The 24,621-nt window shown below is 51.0% G+C and carries 28 protein-coding genes; 12 read left to right on the top strand and 16 right to left on the bottom strand.

Annotated elements, in window-relative coordinates; translation table 11 throughout:
• Positions 1-211: 211 nt before the first annotated feature.
• The 3 genes from ptsH to crr are packed head-to-tail and all read left to right on the top strand — an operon-like array spanning position 212 to position 2,799.
• Positions 212-469, top strand: a complete 258-nt coding sequence (ptsH, locus tag ACSF8X_RS06235; protein WP_047878770.1) for a phosphocarrier protein Hpr — start codon at positions 212-214, stop codon at positions 467-469.
• 53 nt (positions 470-522) lie between these two features.
• Complete coding sequence (gene ptsI, locus ACSF8X_RS06230; RefSeq protein WP_047878771.1) at positions 523-2,250, top strand: phosphoenolpyruvate-protein phosphotransferase PtsI; 1,728 nt, start codon at positions 523-525, stop codon at positions 2,248-2,250.
• Between the two features lie 39 nt (positions 2,251-2,289).
• On the top strand, positions 2,290-2,799 hold the full coding sequence (gene crr / locus ACSF8X_RS06225) for a PTS glucose transporter subunit IIA (protein WP_047878772.1): 510 nt from the start codon (positions 2,290-2,292) through the stop codon (positions 2,797-2,799).
• A gap of 138 nt (positions 2,800-2,937) precedes the next feature.
• Here crr and ACSF8X_RS06220 read toward each other — a convergent pair whose 3' ends face one another.
• The 3 genes from ACSF8X_RS06220 to ACSF8X_RS06210 all read right to left on the bottom strand — a co-directional run bounded on the left by ACSF8X_RS06220 (position 2,938) and on the right by ACSF8X_RS06210 (position 5,054).
• Positions 2,938-3,831, bottom strand: coding sequence for a Dyp-type peroxidase (locus tag ACSF8X_RS06220; protein WP_047878773.1), 894 nt, complete (start codon positions 3,829-3,831; stop codon positions 2,938-2,940).
• Positions 3,832-4,137: 306 nt separating this feature from the next.
• On the bottom strand, positions 4,138-4,536 hold the full coding sequence (locus ACSF8X_RS06215; RefSeq protein WP_047878774.1) for a hypothetical protein: 399 nt from the start codon (positions 4,534-4,536) through the stop codon (positions 4,138-4,140).
• Between the two features lie 5 nt (positions 4,537-4,541).
• A complete protein-coding gene (locus ACSF8X_RS06210; protein ID WP_500850929.1) occupies positions 4,542-5,054 on the bottom strand; it encodes a DUF2919 domain-containing protein in 513 nt (170 codons plus the stop codon).
• A gap of 469 nt (positions 5,055-5,523) precedes the next feature.
• Between ACSF8X_RS06210 and ACSF8X_RS06205 the strand changes: the two genes are divergently transcribed.
• From ACSF8X_RS06205 to ACSF8X_RS06195, 3 genes are all read left to right on the top strand, one after another.
• On the top strand, positions 5,524-5,874 hold the full coding sequence (locus ACSF8X_RS06205) for a DUF2956 domain-containing protein (protein WP_047878775.1): 351 nt from the start codon (positions 5,524-5,526) through the stop codon (positions 5,872-5,874).
• 86 nt (positions 5,875-5,960) lie between these two features.
• Positions 5,961-6,440: a DUF1499 domain-containing protein gene (locus ACSF8X_RS06200; RefSeq protein WP_500850928.1), complete on the top strand. Its 480-nt coding sequence runs from the start codon at positions 5,961-5,963 to the stop codon at positions 6,438-6,440.
• Between the two features lie 67 nt (positions 6,441-6,507).
• Entirely contained in the window at positions 6,508-6,717 is a 210-nt protein-coding gene (locus ACSF8X_RS06195) for a hypothetical protein (protein ID WP_500850927.1), read from the top strand.
• Positions 6,718-6,805: 88 nt separating this feature from the next.
• On the opposite strand, the gene ACSF8X_RS06190 is transcribed toward ACSF8X_RS06195, so the two are convergent.
• From ACSF8X_RS06190 to napF, 6 genes are all read right to left on the bottom strand, one after another.
• Positions 6,806-6,955 (bottom strand): TIGR02808 family protein, encoded by a 150-nt coding sequence (locus tag ACSF8X_RS06190; RefSeq protein ID WP_084722212.1) that lies wholly within the window; start codon positions 6,953-6,955, stop codon positions 6,806-6,808.
• A 21-nt stretch (positions 6,956-6,976) separates the two neighbouring features.
• Positions 6,977-7,552, bottom strand: a complete 576-nt coding sequence (locus ACSF8X_RS06185; protein ID WP_500850926.1) for a NapC/NirT family cytochrome c — start codon at positions 7,550-7,552, stop codon at positions 6,977-6,979.
• A 20-nt stretch (positions 7,553-7,572) separates the two neighbouring features.
• Positions 7,573-8,040 carry a nitrate reductase cytochrome c-type subunit gene (locus ACSF8X_RS06180; protein WP_047878779.1) on the bottom strand — a complete coding sequence of 156 codons (468 nt, stop codon included), beginning with the start codon at positions 8,038-8,040 and terminating at the stop codon, positions 7,573-7,575.
• A gap of 87 nt (positions 8,041-8,127) precedes the next feature.
• Positions 8,128-10,614: a periplasmic nitrate reductase subunit alpha gene (gene napA, locus ACSF8X_RS06175; RefSeq protein ID WP_047878780.1), complete on the bottom strand. Its 2,487-nt coding sequence runs from the start codon at positions 10,612-10,614 to the stop codon at positions 8,128-8,130.
• Positions 10,611-10,883 (bottom strand): chaperone NapD, encoded by a 273-nt coding sequence (locus ACSF8X_RS06170; RefSeq protein ID WP_047878781.1) that lies wholly within the window; start codon positions 10,881-10,883, stop codon positions 10,611-10,613. The genes napA and ACSF8X_RS06170 overlap by 4 nt, the downstream gene beginning before the upstream one ends.
• Positions 10,884-10,885: 2 nt before the next feature.
• Positions 10,886-11,377: a ferredoxin-type protein NapF gene (gene napF / locus ACSF8X_RS06165; RefSeq protein WP_500850925.1), complete on the bottom strand. Its 492-nt coding sequence runs from the start codon at positions 11,375-11,377 to the stop codon at positions 10,886-10,888.
• Positions 11,378-11,744: 367 nt separating this feature from the next.
• Between napF and narQ the strand changes: the two genes are divergently transcribed.
• The gene (gene narQ / locus ACSF8X_RS06160; protein ID WP_500850924.1) at positions 11,745-13,442 is read left to right on the top strand and encodes a nitrate/nitrite two-component system sensor histidine kinase NarQ; all 1,698 of its coding nucleotides are present in this window, start codon (positions 11,745-11,747) and stop codon (positions 13,440-13,442) included.
• Positions 13,443-13,447: 5 nt separating this feature from the next.
• Positions 13,448-14,074 (top strand): response regulator, encoded by a 627-nt coding sequence (locus tag ACSF8X_RS06155; RefSeq protein ID WP_047878784.1) that lies wholly within the window; start codon positions 13,448-13,450, stop codon positions 14,072-14,074.
• A 121-nt stretch (positions 14,075-14,195) separates the two neighbouring features.
• Here the strand turns inward: ACSF8X_RS06155 and ACSF8X_RS06150 are convergent, their stop codons facing one another.
• The gene (locus tag ACSF8X_RS06150; RefSeq protein WP_047878785.1) at positions 14,196-14,477 is read right to left on the bottom strand and encodes a winged helix-turn-helix domain-containing protein; all 282 of its coding nucleotides are present in this window, start codon (positions 14,475-14,477) and stop codon (positions 14,196-14,198) included.
• 394 nt (positions 14,478-14,871) lie between these two features.
• Here ACSF8X_RS06150 and ACSF8X_RS06145 point away from each other — a divergent pair, with 394 nt between their 5' ends.
• From ACSF8X_RS06145 to ACSF8X_RS06130, 4 genes are read left to right on the top strand one after another with little or no spacing between them, the layout of a single operon-like run.
• Positions 14,872-15,225, top strand: coding sequence for an ArsC family reductase (locus ACSF8X_RS06145; protein ID WP_500850923.1), 354 nt, complete (start codon positions 14,872-14,874; stop codon positions 15,223-15,225).
• Between the two features lie 14 nt (positions 15,226-15,239).
• A complete protein-coding gene (gene dapE / locus ACSF8X_RS06140) occupies positions 15,240-16,370 on the top strand; it encodes a succinyl-diaminopimelate desuccinylase (RefSeq protein WP_500850922.1) in 1,131 nt (376 codons plus the stop codon).
• Positions 16,367-17,077 carry a M15 family metallopeptidase gene (locus ACSF8X_RS06135; protein ID WP_500850921.1) on the top strand — a complete coding sequence of 237 codons (711 nt, stop codon included), beginning with the start codon at positions 16,367-16,369 and terminating at the stop codon, positions 17,075-17,077. Before dapE ends, ACSF8X_RS06135 begins: the two co-directional genes overlap by 4 nt.
• Positions 17,078-17,296 (top strand): DUF2897 family protein, encoded by a 219-nt coding sequence (locus tag ACSF8X_RS06130; RefSeq protein WP_047878788.1) that lies wholly within the window; start codon positions 17,078-17,080, stop codon positions 17,294-17,296. It abuts the gene before it with no gap.
• A 402-nt stretch (positions 17,297-17,698) separates the two neighbouring features.
• Here ACSF8X_RS06130 and ACSF8X_RS06125 read toward each other — a convergent pair whose 3' ends face one another.
• The 6 genes from ACSF8X_RS06125 to ACSF8X_RS06100 form a co-directional block, all read right to left on the bottom strand.
• Positions 17,699-18,955 (bottom strand): glutamate-5-semialdehyde dehydrogenase, encoded by a 1,257-nt coding sequence (locus ACSF8X_RS06125; RefSeq protein WP_500851148.1) that lies wholly within the window; start codon positions 18,953-18,955, stop codon positions 17,699-17,701.
• 34 nt (positions 18,956-18,989) lie between these two features.
• Positions 18,990-20,174, bottom strand: coding sequence for a glutamate 5-kinase (proB, locus tag ACSF8X_RS06120; RefSeq protein WP_500850920.1), 1,185 nt, complete (start codon positions 20,172-20,174; stop codon positions 18,990-18,992).
• 113 nt (positions 20,175-20,287) lie between these two features.
• Positions 20,288-20,701, bottom strand: a complete 414-nt coding sequence (crl, locus tag ACSF8X_RS06115) for a sigma factor-binding protein Crl (RefSeq protein WP_047878790.1) — start codon at positions 20,699-20,701, stop codon at positions 20,288-20,290.
• Positions 20,702-20,889: 188 nt separating this feature from the next.
• Positions 20,890-22,149 (bottom strand): esterase FrsA, encoded by a 1,260-nt coding sequence (frsA, locus tag ACSF8X_RS06110; RefSeq protein ID WP_084722214.1) that lies wholly within the window; start codon positions 22,147-22,149, stop codon positions 20,890-20,892.
• A gap of 218 nt (positions 22,150-22,367) precedes the next feature.
• Positions 22,368-22,826: a xanthine phosphoribosyltransferase gene (gene gpt / locus ACSF8X_RS06105; protein ID WP_047878792.1), complete on the bottom strand. Its 459-nt coding sequence runs from the start codon at positions 22,824-22,826 to the stop codon at positions 22,368-22,370.
• Positions 22,827-22,880: 54 nt separating this feature from the next.
• Positions 22,881-24,170: an NCS2 family permease gene (locus ACSF8X_RS06100; RefSeq protein ID WP_500850919.1), complete on the bottom strand. Its 1,290-nt coding sequence runs from the start codon at positions 24,168-24,170 to the stop codon at positions 22,881-22,883.
• Positions 24,171-24,621: the final 451 nt, after the last annotated feature.

The raw sequence follows: 24,621 nt of genomic DNA, 5'->3' as shown, positions 1-24,621 counted from the left end.
GCTTTATTTCCAGCCTCAAAATAAAAGGTCACAAAACGGCCACTTTGAGGGAGATAAAGAGAGAAAAATCACAAAAAATTGACTTGGATTAATCTCAAGCACCGGACTGTTGGGGTAGTTTATACTCCAGATTAGCAAGCCAAGCCTAAAAGGGTTAAGCTTTCTTTCAGTTACGTTACAATTAAATAAATATTAAATATCGGGGTGAAAAATGTATCAGAAGCAAGTTGAGATCACTGCAGAAAACGGCCTACACACTCGTCCAGCGGCTCAGTTCGTTAAAGAAGCAAAAGCTTTCGAAGCGGACATCACAGTGACTTCAAACGGCAAAAGCGCAAGCGCTAAGAGCCTATTCAAGCTTCAGACTCTAGGTCTAGTAAAAGGCACTGTAGTAACTATCTCTGCAGAAGGTCCTCAGGCTCAAGAAGCTGTTGACCACCTAGTTGCCCTAATGGACGAACTGCACTAATTCGCAGTCCGTTTATTACTTCCCCTAGTTTTAAGTCAATTTAAGGTAAGGCTATGATTTCAGGTATCCTGGCGTCTCCTGGTATTGCTTTTGGTAAAGCACTACTACTGCAAGAAGAAGAGATTGTTCTAAACAAAGCTTCTATCGCTGCAGACCAAATCGAGAACGAAATTCAGCGTTTCTTCGACGCTCGTAAAAAATCTTCAGAGCAACTTGAAGTAATCAAAGAAAAAGCGCGTGTCACCTTCGGTGAAGAGAAAGAAGCCATCTTTGAAGGCCACATCATGCTGCTAGAAGATGAAGAGCTAGAAGAAGAAATCATAGCCTTCATTAAAGACAACAAGGCATCTGCAGATGTCGCAATTCATGCGATCATCGAAGAGCAGGCATCTACCCTTGAGTCTCTTGACGACGAATACCTAAAAGAACGCGCAACCGACATCCGCGATATCGGTAACCGTTTCGTGAAAAACGCACTGGGTATCAACATCGTTAACCTAAGTGCTATCAACGAAGAAGTTATCTTGGTTGCCAACGACCTGACTCCTTCTGAAACAGCACAAATCAACCTTAACTACGTTCTGGGCTTCATCACAGATATCGGTGGCCGCACATCGCACACCTCTATCATGGCCCGTTCGCTAGAACTACCAGCTATCGTGGGTACTAACGACATCACATCTCGCGTGAAAAACGGCGACATGCTGATCCTTGATGCGATCAACAACCAGATCGTTATCAACCCAACTGACGAAGAGCTGACCAAATTCAAAGCGATCCGTGACGCGCACATTGCCGAGAAAGAAGAACTGGCCAAGCTTAAAGATTTGCCAGCAATCACTCTTGACGGCCAGCAAGTGGAAGTTTGCGGTAACATCGGTACAGTAAAAGACTGTGACGGTATTCAGCGCAACGGTGGTGAGGGTGTCGGCCTTTACCGTACCGAGTTCCTATTCATGGACCGTGACGCACTTCCTACCGAGGAAGAGCAGTATGCAGCTTACAAAGAAGTTGCTGAAGCCATGCATGGCGAGCCAGTGATTATCCGTACAATGGATATCGGTGGTGACAAAGATCTACCATACATGGATCTGCCAAAAGAAATGAACCCATTCCTAGGCTGGCGTGCAGTACGTATTAGCCTAGACCGTCGCGAAATTCTACGTGACCAGCTACGCGGTATTCTGCGTGCATCGGCTCACGGTAAGATCCGCATCATGTTCCCGATGATCATCTCTGTTGAAGAGATCCGCGAACTAAAAGCTGCGATCGAAGAATACAAAGCAGAACTACGTGCTGAAGGCCACGCTTTTGATGAAAACATCGAAATCGGTGTAATGGTCGAAACACCTGCTGCAGCGGCAATTGCTCACCACCTTGCGAAAGAAGTTGCCTTCTTTAGTATTGGTACTAACGACTTAACCCAGTATACTCTTGCGGTTGACCGTGGTAATGAGCTGATTTCTCACCTATACAACCCACTATCACCTGCGGTACTGACTGTGATCAAGCAAGTTATCGATGCTTCTCACAAGGAAGGCAAGTGGACAGGTATGTGTGGCGAACTAGCGGGTGACGAGCGTGCAACCCTACTCCTATTGGGTATGGGCCTGGACGAATTCAGCATGAGCGGAATTTCAATTCCACGCATTAAGAAGATTATCCGCAACGCTAACTTTGCTGATGTTAAAGCTATGGCCGAGCAAGCGCTTGCTATGCCTACTGCTGCTGAAATTGAAGCACATGTAGAAAAATTCATCGCAGAAAAGACCATCTGCTAATATAGCTGCAGATAAAAGAAAACGCTTAGGAGCAACGATATGGGTCTGTTTGACAAACTTAAGAAGCTGGTTTCTGACGACAACACTGAAGCGGGCGCAATTGAAATCATCGCACCACTATCTGGTGAGATCGTGAACATCGAAGACGTGCCAGATGTTGTTTTCGCAGAGAAAATCGTTGGTGACGGTATCGCTATCAAACCTGCTGGCAACAAAATGGTTGCACCAGTAAACGGTACTATCGGTAAGATCTTCGAAACTAACCACGCTTTCTCTATCGAATCTGACGACGGCATCGAGCTATTCGTACACTTCGGTATCGACACAGTTGAACTAAAAGGCGAAGGCTTCACTCGCATCGCTCAAGAAGGTCAGACTGTTAAAGTTGGCGACACTATCATCGAATTCGATCTAGCTCTGCTAGAAGAAAAAGCAAAATCAACTCTGACTCCAGTTGTTATCTCTAACATGGACGAAATCAAAGAGCTGAACAAGCTATCTGGTGCAACAACTGTTGGTGAAACTCCAGTTCTACGCATCAAGAAGTAATCGACTTCTGAATTGAAAACGCTGCCTGATGGCAGCGTTTTTTTTTGCCTGAAAATCAGCCCCACCAGCGAAACTCACTGCACACTTCATAAAAAAATCCCCGACACTGGCCGAGGATTTTTCATAGGAGCTTAATGATTACAGCGCGTTAAGCAGCTCAAGCGAAGGAGCAAAGAAGTAAGCCCCCGTCACCGCCGTAGTAAAGCGCAGTAGCTGGTCGGTTTTACCGTCCGTCTCGCCGTACATGCTCTCTAGCATCACCTCGAAGTTATGCTGGGTATGGCAGTAGGCGATAAACAGCAGGCCGTGATCGCCGCTTACCGTGCCGTATGGCAGGCTATGACGGACAATCTTCAGGCCCTTACCTTCTTCTTTAATATCAACACGGCCAACATGAGACGCAGCAGGAACATTCTCTAGCTCTACCGAGTCAGGCTTGGTACGGCCAATGACTTTCTCCTGAGCTTGAATATTCAGGCGATTCCAAGCCGGTAGGTTGTGTACAAAACGCTGGAGCATGACAAAACTACCGCCGGCGAACTCACCGTCTTTGATCACGGCAACGTCCTGGCGCGCTTCCAGAGTGCTTGGGTTCTCGGTACCATCGATGAAATGCGTCATGTCGCGCGCATCAAGGTATTTGAAACCGTATGTTTCGTCCATCACCTCAAGCTGATCGGCAATCGGCTCCATAAACTGACGCAGTAATAGGAAGTTCAGATCATGACGGCTTGAGTTCAGGTGAAGCAGAATATCGCCACCGGTAGCAGGCGCGGTCACATCCCCTTTACCCAACTCAACGAACTCGGTTAGTCCTTCCGGACAACCCTGCTCAAACCCCAGCCAGAATGACTTGCCAAATGCGATACTGGCGCGCAGATCGGCATCTTGCTGTTCATTCAATGTCTTCACCAGTTGATGAACCTGCTGGCACTGCTTGACAACGGCTGCACGATCACCGGTTACCTTAAACACGGTGTAAAGTGCAAACGGGCCAGCGCCTGGCAGAATCAATGGTTGTGAAGTCGCCATAATTAACTCCTAAGTATTTGTTATATGTGCCCTGCCTAACCCGTAGGAAAAATCCCTCGCTCACAGGGCTGGCAGGCCATTTTTAGGCTAAATCTGCGAACGATTATAACGCGGTAACTTATTTTATTGTTGATTATTGTCAGTATTACCGAGTACGGCATTACACGATGCGTCCAAGGCAGCAAGCCGCTATCTGTTCACTGCTGCTTGATTATTCACTCGCTTGTATGCGGCCTGGCTAACGACAATAAAAAACGCTCCCTAAGGAGCGCCTTCATCATTGTACCCATATGATACTGAGTGGGATTAAACCGTTGTGACGGCCACTTCAAGCTTAACTTGATTGTCGCCATTGTCATCTAGGCCTTCGAATGTCACCGGGGCATCTAAACCCGTTGACAGGGTTGGTGCGATGATTGTTCGCCAGCCACCGTCATCAAGCCGTTCTTCAACCCGAAAGGCAATCTTTACCGATTCTGCCGATACTTCCAACAGCTCAGCACGGCCAACCAACTCACGCTCATTATCGTTCGCGGAGCCGAAGAATACTGTTTCCTCACCAGGCAGCAGCGACAGCGATGTGTTCACCGATTGGGAACGATCCGAACCTGTCAGCTCGAAATTCACATCCAACAGCCAATCTGCCATCGCTAGCGGGCTTAGTAGTGCACTGAACAGCACCAGCCCTTTACCCCACTCGTTCATACGCTTTACCTCTCTATGGGCTTGTCTGCAAATGTATGCCTAACCCGAGAGCTGCGGAGCAAGTAACTCCCCAACCAAAGTGTGAGAAGCATACTAACAGCCCGAGTCCAACTGAACTCACCATGGGTGAGAAGCAGTTGATGCATTTGCAAAGCACAATCTGTTATATAGGCAGCCAGTAGGATCCATTTCCCCTGCTGCCAAATTATATTTATAAATTTGTTGTTCTTGTGTCTCAGGCCTGCCAGCCACATCAGCAGCAAACTTGGCAGACCAATGGCCATTGCTAGGTACAAGTTTTCAGGTATCGGGTAGAGAAGCTCAAGGATTTTAGCTCCTTGTTGGCGACTCGCCCCTGCCATTACAAATACAACCCAACCCTTGGCACTAAATAACATCACCAACCAAAGCAATGGTGAGGGTTTTAACAAGCCATTTTTGTCATAGGCTTCTATTGGATAAAGCACATCTCTTTTCCTATCCATTACTACACGTCTTAGCAATGGTGGTGGCAACATCGTTTTTCAATGATTGGCCAAAGTAATTCGTGCCTTATCTCCACAAAATACTGTCGGAGCGCGACCTGTACGTTGTGCTATTTCTCTGTCTACCTAATCACGATAATCTTTTCATCAATGACTGCCAGCCAAAGAAGAAAATTCTGTGGTTCAACGCACTCTTTTAGCGATTAAGTTGTAGTTAGGATCACGTTTTATCGACGGGATACACACTTTTTTCTAGTTTTATTACAGAAATCGCGACAAAAATGATTATTCAAACAATTGCGACATTAACTCACTTAATCTTTGTTTTTTAATAGAAAATTGCATAAATCGCCCAATTAATATCACATTAATATATAATTAATAACTCATTCATAATGTGAAATATTATTACTTTTTGTGGGGTTGTGAGCATCTTGAGGTAACTTGGGTATATAATCTCCCCCTAGAATTGCGTCATCGATAACCAAGGTATCCCATCGCCATGACAATAAAAAAATCATCGTCAGCCCCATCCGTAGAAACGCAGCAAGAGGCCCTGCGCATTGCCAAGGCAACTCAGAAAACCGGGCAGACAAAAGAACAAACTAAATTGATCGCACAAGGGATCCAGCACGGCATCGAACAATATAAAAAGCAACAAAAAGCCAAAGCCCGCGAACGAGACAAACTGAAGAAAAAGCAAACCAGGGATAAAAACACCTCCGTAGAACCCAATACAACCGATGCCCCCTCGCAGTATTCGGCAAGCACACCACGCCAATCTCTACTGCCGTGGCTATTACTGGCTTTGTCTTGGGTTGGCTTTATTGCCTATACATATCTCTACGGCTAACGCATATACCCAAGTTACCTCAATGTGCAAACTCTACGCATGTGCCATCTAAGGAAGCTTGGGGATACACTATAGGAACATCAAGGATGAACGCTCGCTTAACGCCACTCCCCTTTGCCAAGACTCTCACGTTATCTGCAGCCCTATTGCTTGTAGGTTGTGGAAGCCCGCCTCCTGATGCAGGCTCAACTTACAAAATCAACCTCCCCTGTAGAGACAAGCCCAACTGCGTCAGTACCCTCGATACACGGGATGACTACCTTCTCCCGCCATTTCAACTAAGTTCCAAGGGCCTTGCCCACTGGCCTGATATCCAGCATTTGGCGCTGCAACTGCCCGGCAGCAAACTCGCATCTGCCAGCAAAGATTATTTTCGGCTGGAATGCACCAGCACCGTATTCCGTTTTGTCGACGATTTTGAAGTTCGCAAGAAAGGCGCGGAGCTGATTGTCCGCTCAGAATCACGCGTCGGTTATTCTGATTTCGGAGTAAACCGTGATCGTGCCGAGCTTTTCCGCCAACTACTCAATCATCACGGTTTCATCGCTCAAGAACCCCAAAACTAACACTTGATAATGATTCTCACTTGTATTTATAATCGTCGTATTGGCGATGAACGAGCGGAGAATCATTATGTCCAGATCCAGTTTCCTCATGTTCAGTATTATCGGTTGTCTATCCATGCTGGTATTGCAGCTAGGGGAACTGTCGCTCTCCAACCAGGGCATGAACCCGTCCTCTGCGGTTGAATGGCTACTTGTCGACGCCATCTGGCTGGCAATGCTTGCAATCGGATTCTTCCCGGCCCTGACTGCCACTGCGAATAAACACTCCCAAGGATAAGAAGACCAGCCTCTTCTTCCCCCCTACAATAAAAGAAACGGCCGTACTACTCAGCACGACCGTCCACTTTATCTCAATAGCCCTGCGGCTAATTGTTATCCTGACCTTGCGATCTGTCTCTACCCAACGCCAACATGCCTATACAAACCACGGCAACGGCAGCAAAACCCGACAGGATAATCACCGGCATTGCGGCATAGCCCAGAACATGCCAAAAAATTGATTCAAACGTACTCATCCTCTCTCCTTTAGCGCTTAGCTACTGCCAGCCTTCAATATTTTTCATATCCGGCAGCTTGTGAGCGATCCCTTTATGGCAATCCACGCAAGTCTTGTCACCCGATGCCAATGCCGTAGAGTGCTGCTTGACACTGCGTGTACCCTGCTCGGAAAAATCCATGTACTCGAACTCATGGCAGTTACGGCACTCTTGCGAGTCATTCTTCTTCATCCGCTGCCATTCCCGGTTCGCCAAATGGGCGCGGCGGGCCTGGAATTTCTCTTCGGTATCAATCGTCCCCATCGCATGGGCCACCAGCTCTTTGGATGCCTGCACCTTGCGGATCATCTTATCCGTCCAATTATGCGGTACATGGCAATCAGAACAGATAGCCCGAACCCCAGAACGGTTGGAATAGTGAATGGTTTCGCGGATCTCTTTCACGATCGGTGCGTGGCAACCAGCGCAGAACTCCTCCGTATTGGTCGCTTCCATCCCTGTATTGAATGCTCCCCAAAACACCAGGCCGCCGATAAAGCCCATGAACAAAACCAACCCCACCGCCACCTTGCTCGGCGACATGAAACGTCGCCAGAAGGATTTCAATAATTTCATAGCATGCCTCTCTCGTCGGGTTAGTTCAGCGAATCAACACGCTTGAAATTGTTCTCGACCAACGGCTTGGCATCGGCCTGCGGTACATGGCACTGCAAGCAGAAATAACGCGACGGTGATACATCCGACAACACCTGCCCCTCTCGCGGTGATTGGTAGTGGGTCACGCTGATCTTAGTCGCCCCCATCTCATTGGCGTTTTTCCAACTATGACAAGCCAAGCATTTATTCGCGTTGAGCGAGACTTCATAGTTACGGACCGTATGCGGGATCAACGGCGGCTGGTAGACATAGTCACTATCAATCACCCCCTGATCTCGGGGAAAACGCTTCATTGGATCAGCCGGACGGGTCTCCTCAAGCTGGGTTGCCCCGCGCAGTGACTCAATCCCCCCCGTTCCACCTGGGTTGTCGAGTTTTTCGCTGCCATGGGCAGCACCTGTCAATACCATGCCCAGCGCCATCACCGCCAAAACAAGTTGTTTCATTGTATTCTCCGCCATTTGGCTACATTCAGGTAAAGGTCGGGCGGCCTGCGCCACAGGCAGGCTGCCACCTTGTTATTTATCGCTAACTTAGATCTTGCTGATCTTGATTGGACACTTCTTGAAGTCGGTCTGCTTGGAAAGCGGATCCGTCGCATCCAGAATCAGCTTGTTGACCAAGATCCGCGCATCGAAGAAAGGCACGAAAACCAAGCCAACCGGCGGGCGGTTACGGCCACGGGTTTCAACCCGACAGCGAACCTCACCACGGCGAGATTGCAGCAGCACCTCGTCACCACGGCGCAGGCCACGGGCACGGGCATCCTCCGGGTGGATATAGCACAAGGCATCAGGCACCGCCTTGTAGAGCTCGGGAACTCGGCGCGTCATGGTACCGGTATGCCAGTGCTCCAGTACCCGCCCGGTACACAACCATAAGTCGTAATCCTTGTCAGGCACCTCAGGCGCAGGCTCGAACGGAGCGAAGATAATATTGGCCTTGCCGTCTTTATAACCGTAGAAACGGAACTTTTCCCCCGCAGGAACATAAGGATCAGAACCTTCAGCAAAACGCCACTGGGTTTCCTTACCATCAACCACAGGCCAGCGCAGGCCGCGTACTTTGTGGTACATGTCATAAGGTGCCAGATCATGACCGTGGCCCCGACCAAAGCTAGCGTACTCTTCAAACAAGCCTTTCTGGATATAGAACCCCTGAGCCTTGGCATCATCATTGAGCGGCTGGGCTTCAGAGAGCGGGAACTGATCTACCTGACCATTACGGAAAAGAACGTCATACATGGTCTTGCCGCGATACTGCGGGGCCTTGGCCAGCAGCTCTTCGCCCCACACCTCTTCAATCTTGAAGCGCTTGGAGAATTCCATCAGCTGCCACAGATCCGATTTCGCCTCACCCTGTGACGGAACCTGCTGATACCATGCCTGAGTACGGCGCTCGGCATTCCCGTATGCCCCTTCTTTTTCAACCCACATCGCGGTAGGCAGAATCAAATCAGCAGCCTGGGCGGTTGCCGTCGGGTACGGATCGGAACAGACAATAAAGTTCTCAGGGTTGCGGTAGCCAGGCAGGCGCTCGGTATTGATGTTCGGCCCCGCCTGCATATTGTTGTTACACATCACCCAGTAGGCATTGAGCTTGCCGTCCTTGAGCATACGATCTTGCAGTACCGCGTGGTAACCCGGCTTCGGCGGGATCGTCCCTTCCGGCAATTTCCAGATCTTCTCGGCGATAGCACGATGCTTGGGGTTCGCCACGACCATATCGGCAGGCAGTCGGTGAGCAAAGGTACCAACCTCACGCGCCGTTCCGCAAGCTGATGGCTGGCCAGTCAAGGAGAATGGGCTGTTGCCCGGCTGGGAGATCTTGCCCGTCAGTAGGTGAATGTTATAGACCAGGCTATTCATCCACACGCCGCGGGTATGCTGGTTCATCCCCATCGTCCATAGCGACATCACCTTTCGGTCAGGATCAGCATACTGCTTGGCAAGCTCGATCAGCTTGTCCTGAGCGACACCTGACATCTCGGAGGCCTTTTCTACCGTGTACTCGGCAACCGAGGCCTTGTACTCTTCGAATGTCATCGTGTACATTTTGCCCGAGTTAGGGTGCGCCGCTTTCAACTGCAGTGGATCATCATCACGCAGGCCATAGCCGATATCGGTCTCGGCACGCTTGAAATGCGTGTATTTGTTGACGAAATCCCAGTTCACCGCATCGTTCTGAATAATGTAGTTAGCGATAAAGTTAGCGATGGCCAAATCGGTCTGCGGCTCGAACACCATACCGTTGTCAGCCAGTTCGAACGAACGGTGGGTGTAGGTCGACAGCACATTCACCTTGACGTGCGGGTGACTCAAACGGCGATCAGTGATACGCGTCCACAGTACCGGGTGCATCTCTGCCATATTGGAGCCCCACAGGACAAACGAGTCTGCATGTTCGAAGTCGTCATAGCAGCCCATCGGCTCGTCGATACCGAAGGTGCGCATAAAGCCGACAACCGCCGATGCCATACAGTGGCGGGCGTTCGGATCAATGTTGTTTGAACGGAAGCCCGCCTTCATCATTTTCGATGCCGCATAACCTTCCATTACCGTCCACTGACCGGAGCCGAACATGCCGACCCCTGACGGCCCCTGCTTTTGGAGCGCGTCCTTCCACTTCTCGGCCATGATATCGAAGGCTTGATCCCAAGAAACAGGCTGGAAATCGCCATTCTTATCGTACTTACCGTCAGTCATGCGTAGCATTGGTGTCTGCAGACGATCCTTGCCATACATGATCTTGGACAGGAAATATCCCTTGATACAGTTAAGGCCACGGTTTACCGGGGCTTCAGGATCCCCCTGAGTGGCAACAACGCGGCCATTCTGGGTCCCGACCAACACCGAGCAGCCCGTTCCACAAAAACGACAAGGCGCTTTGTCCCACTTAATTTTGGTTTCATCAGAACTAACGATTAAGTTAGTGGCCGATGCAGGTAGTGTGATCCCTGCGACGGCAGCAGCCGATGCGGCGGCATTTGCTTTCACAAATGCACGTCTTGTCATTTTCATGAATCTTCCTCAGATTGCGAGTCAAAATGTTCGATTTGGTGGTAGACCAAAAAAGTATTTAACACGTGTTCTAAATTATTGATTTTATCGATCGTCTCAGTCACAAAGCCCTGGTTCTCGGTTTCCAGCACCACGATGACCTTCCCCTCTTCGCTGTCGCCGTAAATCTCTGCGTTGGGCAAAGCCGCAATCTGTGCCTTCACCCCGCTCAGGTATTGCGGCTTAATATGGACAACCAAGCTTGAGATATGTACTTCTTGCAATGCCATTGCTATTCCTCTTCCTGCTCTTCGAACACCATGGTGATAGCCGATACCGGGCAAACCGACACGCAGGCACCACAACCGGTACAACTTGAACTATCAAGCTCAGGTAGGGCGACACCACCAGGCTGGAGCCTGAAACGGATCGCCATCACCTCGCACATATCGCCGCAACTCCGGCATTCGATCTTCTGATGGGCCAGACACCCCTCACCGATTTTGGCCACGATTTGCCAAGCCGCCTCAGTCTGCGGGCGGAACAAGTGCTCCGGACAAGACTCGGCACAGCGATAACAGAATGTACATTCGCCTCGACCGAAATCGACGGCCGGAAACCCACCGTCACCCTTTGCGATAATCTGGGTCTCACACGCCTCCACGCAGCGGTTGCACCGACTACATCGCTCGCTAAACTCCGCTTCGCTGATCACCCATGGCATCCGCGGCAAGTCTGGGGTACGCCGGCGCATAAATAAGCGACGGCGGGAACGATCAAACATTGACATCATCCTTAGTGAAAGATTATGAATGTATTAAGCACTACGGATTGGCAGCCTACTGCAAGGAAAGAGCATGTCACCCGGAAACACAGCCTCGGCCAGCAATGACCGTTAACAAGCTGTCATTTTTTTACACAGCAAGTGTAAATCCCGTAATAAATGCTTAAATACCCAGTTAGGGGTAATTGGAGGGGTGGTTTGTTTTGGATCAATAAATCAAAATGATGCAGCTCACACTATAAACAAGCCAGCAAGACCCGCTGGCCTCAATCACAACAAAATAGTCATATAACCAATATCCCCTTACATCACTATAGTTGACGCGAGGCACCATCCACTGCACCTCGCCATACCAAAAGGAAAACGCGTGAAAGACCGGCCGCTCAAGCCTGTGACCACCACTATTGCCCGCGCCATGCTGGTGATACTGCTTCTCTCTGTCGCCACCACCAGCTTTGCCCTGCTAACGCTGGCCTCAAGCCTCAATGACGCCGAGGCCGTCAATGTCTCCGGCTCGCTCAGAATGCAAAGTTACCGACTCGCCTATGACATAGAGACCGGTTCGGTGAACCTGCCCACACATCTGGACAAATTCGAGCGCTCGTTGTTTGCACCGTCAATGGCCGCTCTCGACCACTGGACCGTACCCGGGGACATCAAGCTACACTATGGCGATCTCATTGCGCGATGGGACAACCTCCGCCCACTGCTCGATAACGGCAACGAGCGGCAATTCCTTGCCGAAGTCGCTAAATTCGTCGACCGTATCGATGTGTTTGTTTTCGAATTACAAGAGTTTTCAGAGATAAAACTGCAAGTCCTATCGATTATCGGCGGGCTCGGGCTAACCCTCATTCTGCTCTCGGCACTCTTTACCATTCACTTTACGCAGAAAAAAATCGTCCAGCCGCTAAACCAACTGGTCATAGCCAGCAAGCAGATCCAAAATGGCCAGTTCAATCTCCAAATCAATATAAAAAGTGACAACGAGCTCGGTTTGCTCGCCGAAACCTTCAATAATATGGCCGCAGAATTAGGCAAGCTCTACCGCAACCTCGAAAACAAAGTCGATGAGAAAACCCGTCGGCTACGTCAGGCCAACGACTCGCTACAGGTACTCTATGATTGCTCTCAGGAACTCAAAGCCAGTCGGCTGAGCTCAAGGAATTTCGCTGCGATGCTCGACACCCTGCTGAGCATTGAAGGACTCACCGCGACAAAATTGATCATCGAAGAGAGCTGCGGGGCTAATACCGAGATCCTCTCCGGCGAACCGACGGCGCACAACTGGCACTATCAGGATCTCGAAATTGACGGCCAAATTCTCGGCCAACTATGGTGGCAATATACCCTGCCGTGTCCCGACAAAAGCCTGATCGAGAATATCAGCCGCACCCTTGCGCGCGGGATTTATTACAACCGAGCCCAGAAACAAGCAGAGCAATTACTGCTGATGGAAGAGCGCGCCACCATTGCGAGGGAGCTCCATGACTCGCTGGCTCAGTCCCTGTCGTACCTGAAAATTCAAGTCACCCTGCTCAAGCGCCAACTTGGCCAAGATGACCAAGACAAGCTAATGGGCATTATCGGCGACATAGACAGTGGGCTATCGGGGGCATATACCCAGCTCCGCGAGTTGCTCAGCACCTTCCGTCTGACTATCAAAGAGCCGCATTTTGGCGAGGCACTGGCCGAAATGCTAAAACCACTAGACGAGCAAAGTGATGCCCTGCTGATTATCGACAACCAAATTTCATCGCTTAACTTGGATGCCCATCATCAGGTCCACTTGCTCCAACTGATCCGCGAAGCGGTACTCAATGCAATCAAGCATGCCAAGAGCGATGAGATTGTCGTAACCTGTACTCAGCACGGCGATGAGATCAGTATCAGTATCAAAGACGACGGGCTCGGATTTGATCCACACAACGAAAAGCTCAACCACTATGGCCTAGCCATCATGGCAGAACGAGCATCACGCCTTAACGGCGAACTAAAGATTGAAACCAGCCAGGGCAACGGCAGCGAAATCACCCTGCGCTTTACACTGGCATCCCAAGGATAATAACTATGACGTGTTGGAAAATAATGATTGTTGATGACCACCCGCTGATGCGCCGTGGGATCAGCCAATTACTCAGTTTTGAAAGTGACTTCACCGTCGTCGGCGAGGCCAGTAACGGGGCAGAGGCCGTCCAGCTGGCGGTGGAAAAAGAGCCGGATCTGATCTTGCTCGATTTGAATATGAAAGGTATGTCGGGGCTTGATACCCTCAATGCCATGCGGGCCGAGGGGATTGAAGCGAGCATCGTCGTCCTGACCGTTTCCGACAGCCGTTCGGACATCCGGACTCTGATTGCCGCTGGGGCTGATGGCTACCTGCTCAAGGATACTGAACCCGACCAGCTTATCGCCCTACTACGAATGGCGCTATGCGGCGGCAAGGCCTATAGCGAACAGGTGCGCGAATTCCTCGATAACGGTACGGATCAGGCCAATTTGCTCGACACCCTTACCGACAGGGAGACCCAGATCTTGCAAGAGGTTGCCAAGGGTCACCGCAACAAGCAAATCGCCGATACCCTGTTTATCTCAGAAGCCACGGTGAAGGTACACATGAAGAGCCTGCTCAAAAAACTGCAGGTCAAATCGCGTACTGCCGCAACGGTACTGTTTCTGGAATCGCAGGGACAATAATGGCAATTGTCCGCAACAATCAAACAAACACCGAGCCAAAAACTAAAAAACCGCGCTGATGCGCGGTTTCGTGGCCCGTACGCAGGTTTTATCCTGCATCGGTACCATCGACAACAAATGCTTAGTGGGACAGTGAAGAAATAATATCTTGCTCGCGAGATTCCACCCACTGGAGATCAAAAGGCCCCCAGTCACTGAGTTGATAATAACCATCGTTGTGGCGTCGACCATCCTGAATAAAAGACAATTCAATACCAAACCCCGGAAGGGCTTTTAATACATCCTGAATAGTACGACGTGGCCAACCAGTAATTTCAATCAATTTAGGGACATTCGGGCGCTCTAAATGCTCAACCAGTAGAGCAAGATAAAGACGACGGGCAAAAACCGGATTCAGTTCCATTGAGACCTCCATAATCTAAGGATTTTTATTATTCCGACTTCTCCCGCTAGGGTGTTGAGTTTGATCAAGTTGAGGTGGGATTTCGCAATGACATCTGAAGACGAAAGTGATCAAGATCTCACTTTTATGGCGATTTAATAAGCAGAACACAAGAAAACAACAAATAATCAATAAGTTGATTTATCTGACAATATTATCAACAACCAACTTCGGGGCCCAATCTAACCATGTCCCCCGAAGAAAAACACGACACAAACAGAGTTAGAAGCAATGTCCAGCAGGAAAAACCTCAAGAGCGATCTAGGTGAAACTAGACAACGGGCACCCGTTGCGCCTGTTGAGGATTCCCGCTATAAAGGGAGACCAAGTTCACAAAACAAGTCAGCCTACAAAAATGAATACAATTGCCTACGGAATCAAGAACTGCGACACCATCAAGAAAATGAAGAAATGGCTGGAAGCTGAAGGGATCGAGTACCGCTTCCACGACTACCGCACAGACGGCCTAGACCGCGACATGCTGGAAAAATTTGAAGCAGCTGTAGGCTGGGAGGCAATGGTGAACAAGCGCGGTACCACCTACCGCCAGCTGAGCGACGAGCAGAAAGCCGGTCTTGACCAACAAAGTGCCATTGCACTGATGCTGGAACACCCTGCGATGATCAAGCGCCCGCTGCTGGTACACAACAACCAGTACCATCTTGGTTTCAAACCTGATCAATACCACGCTATTTTCAACGACAAGTAATAAAGGATACAAGGATGTCAGACAGCCCCGTTATTTCGTTGGCAAAAGACCTTATCAGTCGTCAATCGGTAACCCCGGAAGACGCAGGCTGCCAAGATGTGATGATTGCGCGCCTTGAGCAGCTCGGCTTCACCATCGAAACCATGGTTTTCGAAGATACCACCAACCTATGGGCTCGCCGCGGCAGCGAAGCACCGCTATTTGTATTTGCCGGCCATACTGATGTAGTACCTGCGGGCAATCCGGACAAATGGCACACGCCGCCGTTCGAGCCAACCATTATCGACGGCTACCTGCACGGGCGCGGGGCGGCAGACATGAAAGGCTCTCTGGCCTGCATGATCGTTGCTATCGAACGCTTCTTGGCTGAACACCCGGATCACAAGGGCTCCATCGCCTTGCTGATCACTTCCGACGAGGAAGGGCCATTCATCAACGGTACTACCCGGGTCATCGATACCCTTGAGGCCCGCAACGAAAAAATCGATATGTGTATTGTCGGTGAGCCATCAAGCACCCGCGAGGTGGGCGATGTGGTGAAAAACGGACGCCGTGGCTCCATCACCGGTGATGTCGTGGTCAAAGGGATCCAGGGCCACGTGGCCTACCCTCACCTGGCCGACAACCCTGTTCACCGAGCCATGCCGGCATTGGCAGAGTTGGCAGCCACCACGTGGGACAACGGCAATGCCTACTTCCCACCAACCAGCTTCCAGATTGCCAACCTGTCTGCGGGCACCGGAGCCTCGAACGTGATTCCGGGCGAATTCCACGTCCAGTTCAATTTCCGCTTCAGTACCGAGTTGACCGTCGATGACATCAAGCGCAAGGTGCATTCGGTACTGGATGCCCACGGCCTCGACTATGAACTCAAGTGGACCTTCAGCGGCCACCCGTTCTTAACCGACAAGGGAACGCTGCTGGAAGCCGTCGTCAGCGCGATTGAAGAAGTTAATCACCAGCAGCCTGAGCTTCTGACAACCGGTGGCACTTCCGATGGCCGTTTCATTGCCCGCACCGGTGCGCAAGTTGTCGAGCTAGGGCCGGTCAATGCCACCATCCACAAGGTAAATGAATGCGTGAAAGTTGCTGACCTTGAAAAGCTGACAGACATGTACCAAAAAGTGTTGGAAAAAGCCCTTTGAAACTCATTCACCCTACCCATGCTCGGCCCCATACGGTCGAGCAACTCACCGGCCAAGATACCAGCCACTTGGTTATCATTAATCCAGATAGCGGGCAATTGGTGCACCAAGAAATGGCTCCGGCGATCCGGGCCTTGCAGGATGCCGCCAAGCAGGCAGGTTTTGACATGCGGCTGGCCAGCGCCTTCCGCCCGTTTGACCGCCAACTATGGATCTGGAACAACAAGTTCACGGGCCTGCGCCCTATTCTCGATAGCAACAGCCAGCCGCTGGAGCCAGACTCCCTGACTGATCTAGAAAAAATCCATGCGATTTTACGCTGGTCTGCCCTGCCGGGAGGCAGCCGCCACCACTGGGGGACGGATGTCGACGTCTATGCCGCCAACTGCCTGCCCGACGGTACTTCACTGCAATTGGAACCGTGGGAGTACGAGGCTGGTGGCCACCAGCACGCCTTTGCCCAATGGCTGCATCAGACCATGCCTGAATATGGTTTCTACCTGCCCTATGCCAAAGAACGGCAAGGGGTCGCATGTGAGCCTTGGCATATCAGCTACTTTCCCGTGAGCCGGCACCTACTACGCCAACTCAGCCCCGACCTGCTCAAACGCACACTTAGCCACAGCGATATCGCCGGAAAGTCGCAGATCCTCGAAAACCTTGATAGTCTGTATCTAAAGTACATTGAGAATATCTGCGAGGTGTAAATGGAATGGCTACTCAACCCGTGGGTGATCAGCATCATCGTGGTTGCGGTGGTGGTCAGCAATATTGCAGCGCTGAAGTACACCGCCCATATGAAGTTCGGCCAACACGGAAAAGTGAAAGGCACCCATGAGAAAAACAAGCGCGAGCAGGAGCTAGACGATCTCATCAGCAAACAGGCCGAGAACGACCAAAACCTCCGCCACAAAAACCAGTCATAAAAAAATCCCCAGCCGAAAGGCTGGGGATTTCAATTCTAAACAGCAACACATCAACGAACGTAAATGCATGCTTGTAATACCGCTATCGCGCTAATTCCGCCGAAATCCTTATCTCTGATAACGAAGGATTCCTAAGTCAGCCTTGTGAGAACAAAGCGCAAGCGCGGAGTTTACGAAGCACGTTTACGTCCCCTACACACTTGATGGCTAGCACGCAGTCAGAATCAGTGAGAACAAAAAGAAAGCACGGAATTTATGACCACTAATTCCGACGAAATCTTCATCTCTGATAACGAAGGATTCCTAAGTCAGCCTTGTGAGAACAAAGCGCAAGCGCGGAGTTTACGAACGTAAATGAGCACTTGTAATGCCGTTATCGCAAGACTGACGACGAAATCATCGTTATGAACGGGATAGGTAGTCTGCTACCCCAACCCACTTATAACTTGTCAGCTCTTCAAGCCCCATCGGGCCACGAGCATGCAACTTCTGGGTCGACACAGCCACTTCTGCACCTAGGCCAAATTGGGCACCATCTGTGAAACGTGTTGACGCATTCACGTAAACTGCAGCTGATCCTGCGGCATTGACGAAACGCTCGGCGGCGTTCAGGTCATTGGTCATGATGGCATCTGAATGGCTGGCATTGTGCTTGCGCATGTGGGCGATGGCTTCGTTGACATCGGCGACCACTTTGACGCCAAGGGTATAGCTTAGCCACTCTGTGTCGAAGTCACCTTCTGCGACCGGGCGTAGGTTCGCGGCCTTGCCATCCAGCCAATCGAAGGCTGACTCATCTGCAACGAGGGTCACCTGACTGGCATTCATGCGCTCGGCCAAACGCGGCAGGAAGGTTTCTGCCACTTTCTCGCTAACAAGCAGGGTGTCGAGTGCGTTGCAAGCTGATGGGCGCTGCACTTTGGCATTTTCGACGACATCTAGCGAGCGAGTCAGATCGGCACTGTCATCCACATAAATGTGGCTAATACCAAAACCACCGATAATCACTGGGATCGTGCTATTTTCCTTGCACATTTTGTGCAAACCAGCACCACCGCGCGGGATGATCATATCAACGTACTGGTCAAGCTTGAGCAGTTGGGTAACCAGTTCGCGGTCCGGCTTTTCAATGTACTGGACTGATGCTTGTGGCAGATCGGCTTTCTGCAGCGCGCACTGGATCACCTTGACCAGCTCCATATTGGAATGGAATGTCTCGCGGCCGCCGCGCAGAATGCTGGCGTTACCGGTTTTCAGGCATAGGGCTGCGATATCGATGGTCACGTTCGGGCGGGCTTCGTAGATGACCCCTACCACGCCGAGCGGCACACGGCGGCGGCTCAGGCGCATCCCGTTCTCAAGTACCTTGCTGTCCAGCTCTGCACCAACCGGATCATTGAGGCCGATGACATTGCGCACATCGGCAGCAATGCCCGCCAAGCGAGCTTCGTTAAGCAATAGGCGGTCAATCAGGGCATCGGTCATGCCTGCTTCTTTGGCGGCGGCAATATCTTTGGCGTTGGCGGCAAGAATCACCTCGGCATTGGCTTCTAGTTCATCGGCAATAATCGCCAACGCCTGATTCTTCTGCTTGGTCGAAGCGGTAGCCAGTTCGAACGCCGCTTGCTGGGCTGCCTGCCCCATCAATTCTAAATTCATCATCTGTTCCTTTTTCGTACTCGGTTGCTTGGCGTCAGATTACGACAAGGTCATCACGGTGTACGGCCACAGGGCCATATTCGTAGCCCAGTACGCTATGGATATCTTGGCTGTGCTTACCGGCGATCTTACCCAGATCCCGACTTGAGTAACGGCTCAGGCCACGGGCCAACAGCTCGCCTTTGGTATTGTAGATCCGGGCAACTTCGCCGCGTTCGAACTCACCGCGTACATCGGTGATCCCTTTCGACAACAGGCTACTACCGCGCAACTGGACGGCAGCTGCGGCTCCATCGTCAATCACGATGTCCCCGGCTGGTGGAGGACCGGCAAGGATCCAGCGCTTGCGGCTTTCAAGCGGGCACTCAAGTGGCAGGAAGCGTGTCCCAACAGACTGATCGTCGGCCAGATCAATAATCACATCCGGACGGCTGCCTGCTGCAATGATCACCTCGATACCGGCACGGCGGGCCACGTCGGCAGCCTGCAGCTTGGTCGCCATGCCACCCGTGCCCAAACCACCGACACTGCCGCCGGCGATGCGACGCAGTGTTTCGTCGATCGTATGCACTTCGCGGATCAGCTCGGCATCCGGGTTATTGCGCGGATCGGCGGTGAAAAGACCAGGCTGGTCGGTAAGCAGCAAAAGCTTGTTGGCACCGGCAAGAATACCCACCAGCGCAGAAAGGTTGTCGTTGTCGCCCACTTTTATTTCAGTGGTCGCCACGGCGTCATTTTCGTTGACGACAGGAATAATCCCGTTGTCGAGCAGGGCCACAATCATATCGCGGGCATTAAGAAAACGCTCGCGATCATCAAGATCAGCGCGAGTCAGCAGCATCTGGCCAATATGCAGGCCGTAGATTTCAAACAGACTTTCCCATTCCTGGATCAAGCGGCTCTGCCCCACCGCGGCCAGCAACTGCTTGCTCGCCATGGTTTTGGGCAGTTCGGGGTACCCCAAATGTTCACGGCCGGCGGCAATAGCGCCAGAGGTCACGATAATCACTTTGTGGCCATTACGGCGCAGCAAAGCACACTGCCTGACTAGCTCAACCATATGAGCGCGATCAAGCTTGAGAGTACCACCAGTCAAAACGCTGGTACCCAGTTTTACAACAATCGTGTGTGATGCGGATTTGACGGCGTGACTGTCATGCACTGCGGCTTTGTCAGCCAGGTCCGTCTTGCGTACATTGAGGGTATTTGTCTCTGCCATGGGGATCTAACAAAAATGATAAATAGACCGTTGTTGTATCACACCCTTTAAAAAGCACAAGAAAAATGCGCCAGTTTGGCGCATTATTCTTCGATCTTTGATCTGTTCCCAACTTAAGCGGCACTACCTAATTCAGGCCCTTCGAGCTCCTTTGCTGCCGATAAAGACAGCTCCAGCTCATCGTGTAACAATCCTTTCAATTTTGGATAGAAATCGTCAAGAGTTTGCAACACTGCCTGTTCATGCTTAGCTGGCACTGGCTCTTTCTGCCATTCACCGGAATCATTGTAGCGCCCGAAGAAATACTGGTACTCGAATCCCTGCTCGGTGGCTTGCAAGATCAACCACCACCCCCAGAACTCACGTTCCTCCGGGGCTTTCTTGGCACTAATACAACTCGACAGGCAGTCAAAAAAATAATACCCATCAGACGAATGCTGCTGGCGAAGGTAAGGACCCAATGCCGTAAGCTTGGTGATCAATCGTCCGTGAGGCGGAAAATTTGCCGTCTTTGCAGTAGTCGTCATCCGTCATCTCCATCCCTAGTCATCATCAACGGTTACTCTGCAGCAGGCCCGCTCATCATTGAGTGACGGGGATAAGCCATAGAGTGTATATTCCATTTAAGCTATATTTATCACGATTTGCAACAACTTATTCACAATCGTACCAGTTATAGCCCCACTCTCACGCTATCAGCCTATTCCCCCGGCCGTCACTCCAGCTTTTCCTTGAGCCAGTCCACAGCCATCACCATCGCGCGGTGGTAACCGTCATGCAGTGGCTTGGCCGGTAAAGTCACGGCCTTGCCTCCCCGCGAAGACATCGCCACCAACTGGTTGTCCATCTCGGAACACACCGGATCGCCCTTGAGGCCAAGCCCCAACATCGGCACCTCACTCCGACGACGCCCCAACAGCCCCTGAGTTTTCAGTGACCAGGCCGACAAGTGAGAGATCAGGCTGGTTTTGGAGACGCCGTGCTTACCCAGCCGGGATGCCAGCATATCAAGGTACATCCTCGGCATCGACTCCAGCCGCTTGGCCTCCGCCAAACCGCTGTGCAGTACGCCCCCGACGCTCACGCAAGCCTTAAGCCGGGTCGGCTCGAGAAAACCGAGTCGAATCGCCGCGTTACCCCCAAACCGAAAACCAAGCATGGCCACCCGGGTATGGTCAACCCAAGGCACCTCTTTGATCTGCTGGAGCAGTGCCTGATGCAACCGACTGGTATCCTCAGTCAAAGACCAGTGGCTGCTGTGCCCGACAGACGGCATATCCAAGGTCACCATGGCAAAACCGGCAGGACCAAGATACTTATGGTACAGACGCCACAAATCCGATTGGAGGGTATCAAGACCGCCACTCACCACGACGGTGGGCAACAGCTTGTCTGTACGGGGAAGGTGGATGAACGCCTGAAAGGTCTTGTTTTCATATTTGATGTCAATGGTCCGCATCTGGTGCGGCATGTACTCCATCGCATCACGGTAGGTCTGGTTGGCCTGCACCTCAGCCTGTGCTGCCAGCGCATCGCCTTTGAGATGAGGGTAGGCCGCGATGCTATAGTGCATACTGGCATTGAGAAGCTCATTGGCAGCTTCCTCGCCCCGTCCCTGCTCAATAAGATAACGGGCCACTTTTTGGTGCTCGCCGCCAAGCTGGCTCCATTCGTAGACCCAGTTACCCGGCTTGTAACCAATAACCGTATCCAAGAGATCATCGCGGGTTCGCGGGGCGTCCGAATTCGCCATGCGAGAGAAAACCGCTTCCATCTCAATCGGATCTATCCCCTGCCAGATCCACTGCGGACGGCGCAGTATTCGATACCAGCCATGTTCGCTGTCACCGTCGAGGGCATTATGAACAGGCATATCGGCAAACCCTGCCAGCTTCACCAAACTGGAGGTTTCCTTACTGGTCTGTCGTGGGGCAAATAACTTCTCGGAAAGATTAACTTTGGACTGTTCGGACACGATAGACTCCATCAATTGTGGTTCCGCCAACAGCCTGACAAGACAGGTAAACAGTGCACCGGCCGAACAGTGGCCGGTCAGAACGGCGGAATTTCCAAATAATACTCAGAGTATATCACCCATACCCCGCCGTTAACGCTACCGGTATCAAACGGCAGGCAAGAAAAAGGAGCCTTGCGGCTCCTTTTTTCGTATCTCGGCGTAAATCTCAACAACGGTTATTTTTTGCCTAGCGGCTCAACAAACGTTACCGCCATGTCCCATGGCTGCTCAATCCATGTATCTTGAGGGATATCAACCACGTAATCATCAACAAGATGCTTACCGGCCGGCTTGGCGCATACCGTTACAAATTTAGCTTTCGGGTACATTTGGCGGATCATCTCTGCCGTACCGCCAGTATCCACAAGGTCATCAACCACGATAAAGCCTTCGCCGTCACCGTCAGCCTGCTTAAGTACTTTCATGTCACGCTGGTGATCATGGTCGTAGCTTGAGATACAAACGGTATCAACGTAACGAATGCCAAGTTCACGGGCCAGGATTGCCGACGGGACCAAACCACCACGGCTTACCGCAATGATACCTTTCCACTGGTCTGCAGGAAGTAGCTTCTCAGCTAGCTGGCGGGTATACATCTGCATGTTATCCCAGGTGATGATGAACTTATTACTCATATCCGATGAACCTCTGAGTCAGCGGCAAGGCCGCTAGGTGTATTTATAAAACTGTTATAAGAAAATAATTTTAGCAATAAACAGCGCGGCAATAACCCAAACGCTGATATTGACATCACGCCCTTTGCCGCTCATGACTTTCACAGCAGCATAGGTAATAAAACCAAGGCCAATACCTTCGGCGATAGAATATGTTAACGGCATCAGCAGGCAAACTACAACTACAGGTGCTGCTTCTGTTAAGTCACGCCAGTCTATGCTCACTAATCCGGACATCATCAGAATGGCAACGTAGAACAACGCTCCCGCTGTTGCATATGCTGGCACCATACCCGCCAACGGTGCAAAGAACAAGGCCAGCAGGAATAATACCCCGACTGTCACCGCCGTCAGACCCGTTCGTCCACCAACAGCAACGCCCGATACACTCTCGACAAATGACGTTGTGTTTGACGTACCCAGTACCGCACCCACCGAGGTCGCAGTACTGTCAGCCAGCAGCGCGCGATTCAAACGAGGCAGCTTGCCGTCTTTGTCAATCAGCTCGGCCTTAGTCGCAACACCAACCAAAGTGCCTGCCGTGTCAAACAGATCGACGAACAAGAAAGCAAATACCACAGAAACCAGACCCACTTCCATTGCACCGGAAAAATCCATCTGCATGAAGGTTGGCGCAATGCTCGGCGGCATAGAGACGATACCACCGTACTGGACGTTGCCCGTCACGACACCGATCGCGGTCACCGCCAAGATTGCAATCAAAACCGCCGCCTTATAGCCGCGGTGAACAAGGGCGATGGTCAGGAAAAAGCCCAGCGCAGCCATGGCCGCCGGGAAACTAGTAAAATCACCCACCTGCACCAGGGTCGCCGGATTATCGACAACAATACCCGAGCTTTGCAGAGCAATAAACGCAAGAAACAAACCGATACCGGCAGAGATCCCCGTCCTCAGGGCATGAGGGATCGCATTGATGATCCACTCCCTAACCTTCAGCACGCTCAATGCAATAAAACACAAGCCAGACAGGAAAACAGCGGCTAATGCCACCTGCCAGGTGTATCCCATCCCCAATACAACGCCATAAGTGAAAAAGGCATTCAAACCCATGCCCGGAGCCTGTGCTACCGGATAGTTGGCAACAAAGCCCATGATGAAACAGCCCACCATTGCCGCTACACAGGTTGCAACAAATACTGCGCCCTGATCCATCCCTGTCTGCGAAAGCATCGTCGGGTTAACAAAGATAATGTAGGCCATAGTCAGGAAGGTCGTTAAACCCGCTAACAGCTCAGTTCGTACATCAGTACCGTTTTCTTTGAGTTTGAATAGTTTCTCAAGCATTGCTCTCGATTCCTTGGAGATGGTTACGCCGCTAAGTGTGCACAGCCTTGCTCTTCACTCATCCCAGCAAGGCTGCCGCCGAAAATAGAAAACGTTTGCGTCATCTATTTTTGGGGGGCGATTATATGCGCCTTGCTCACTGATTTCCAGAAAATAAGGAAATTATCACTAGAGATGTGCAACAACCGCATAAAAAAACATCCATTACTTAACGCTTTTAAATTTAATTATTAAAAATCAACGGATTAACATCTTATTATCATGTGCAACAATTGAACAATCAAAATTTATCTCTGTTACGCAAACGATAATATTCCATTTATAAGCATGCTATTTGGCCGCCTACTCATAATGTAATCGAATACATTGCGATGCGTGCAATTGAAGCCCGTAAATACCAGAAAGAAGGGATTGTAGAAATGGGAGCTGGGCGAAAACAAAAAAAAACGCC

Source organism: Photobacterium panuliri (assembly GCF_059920555.1).
Note: the sequence above shows the minus strand (reverse complement) of the source record. Positions and strands in the feature narration are given on the sequence as shown.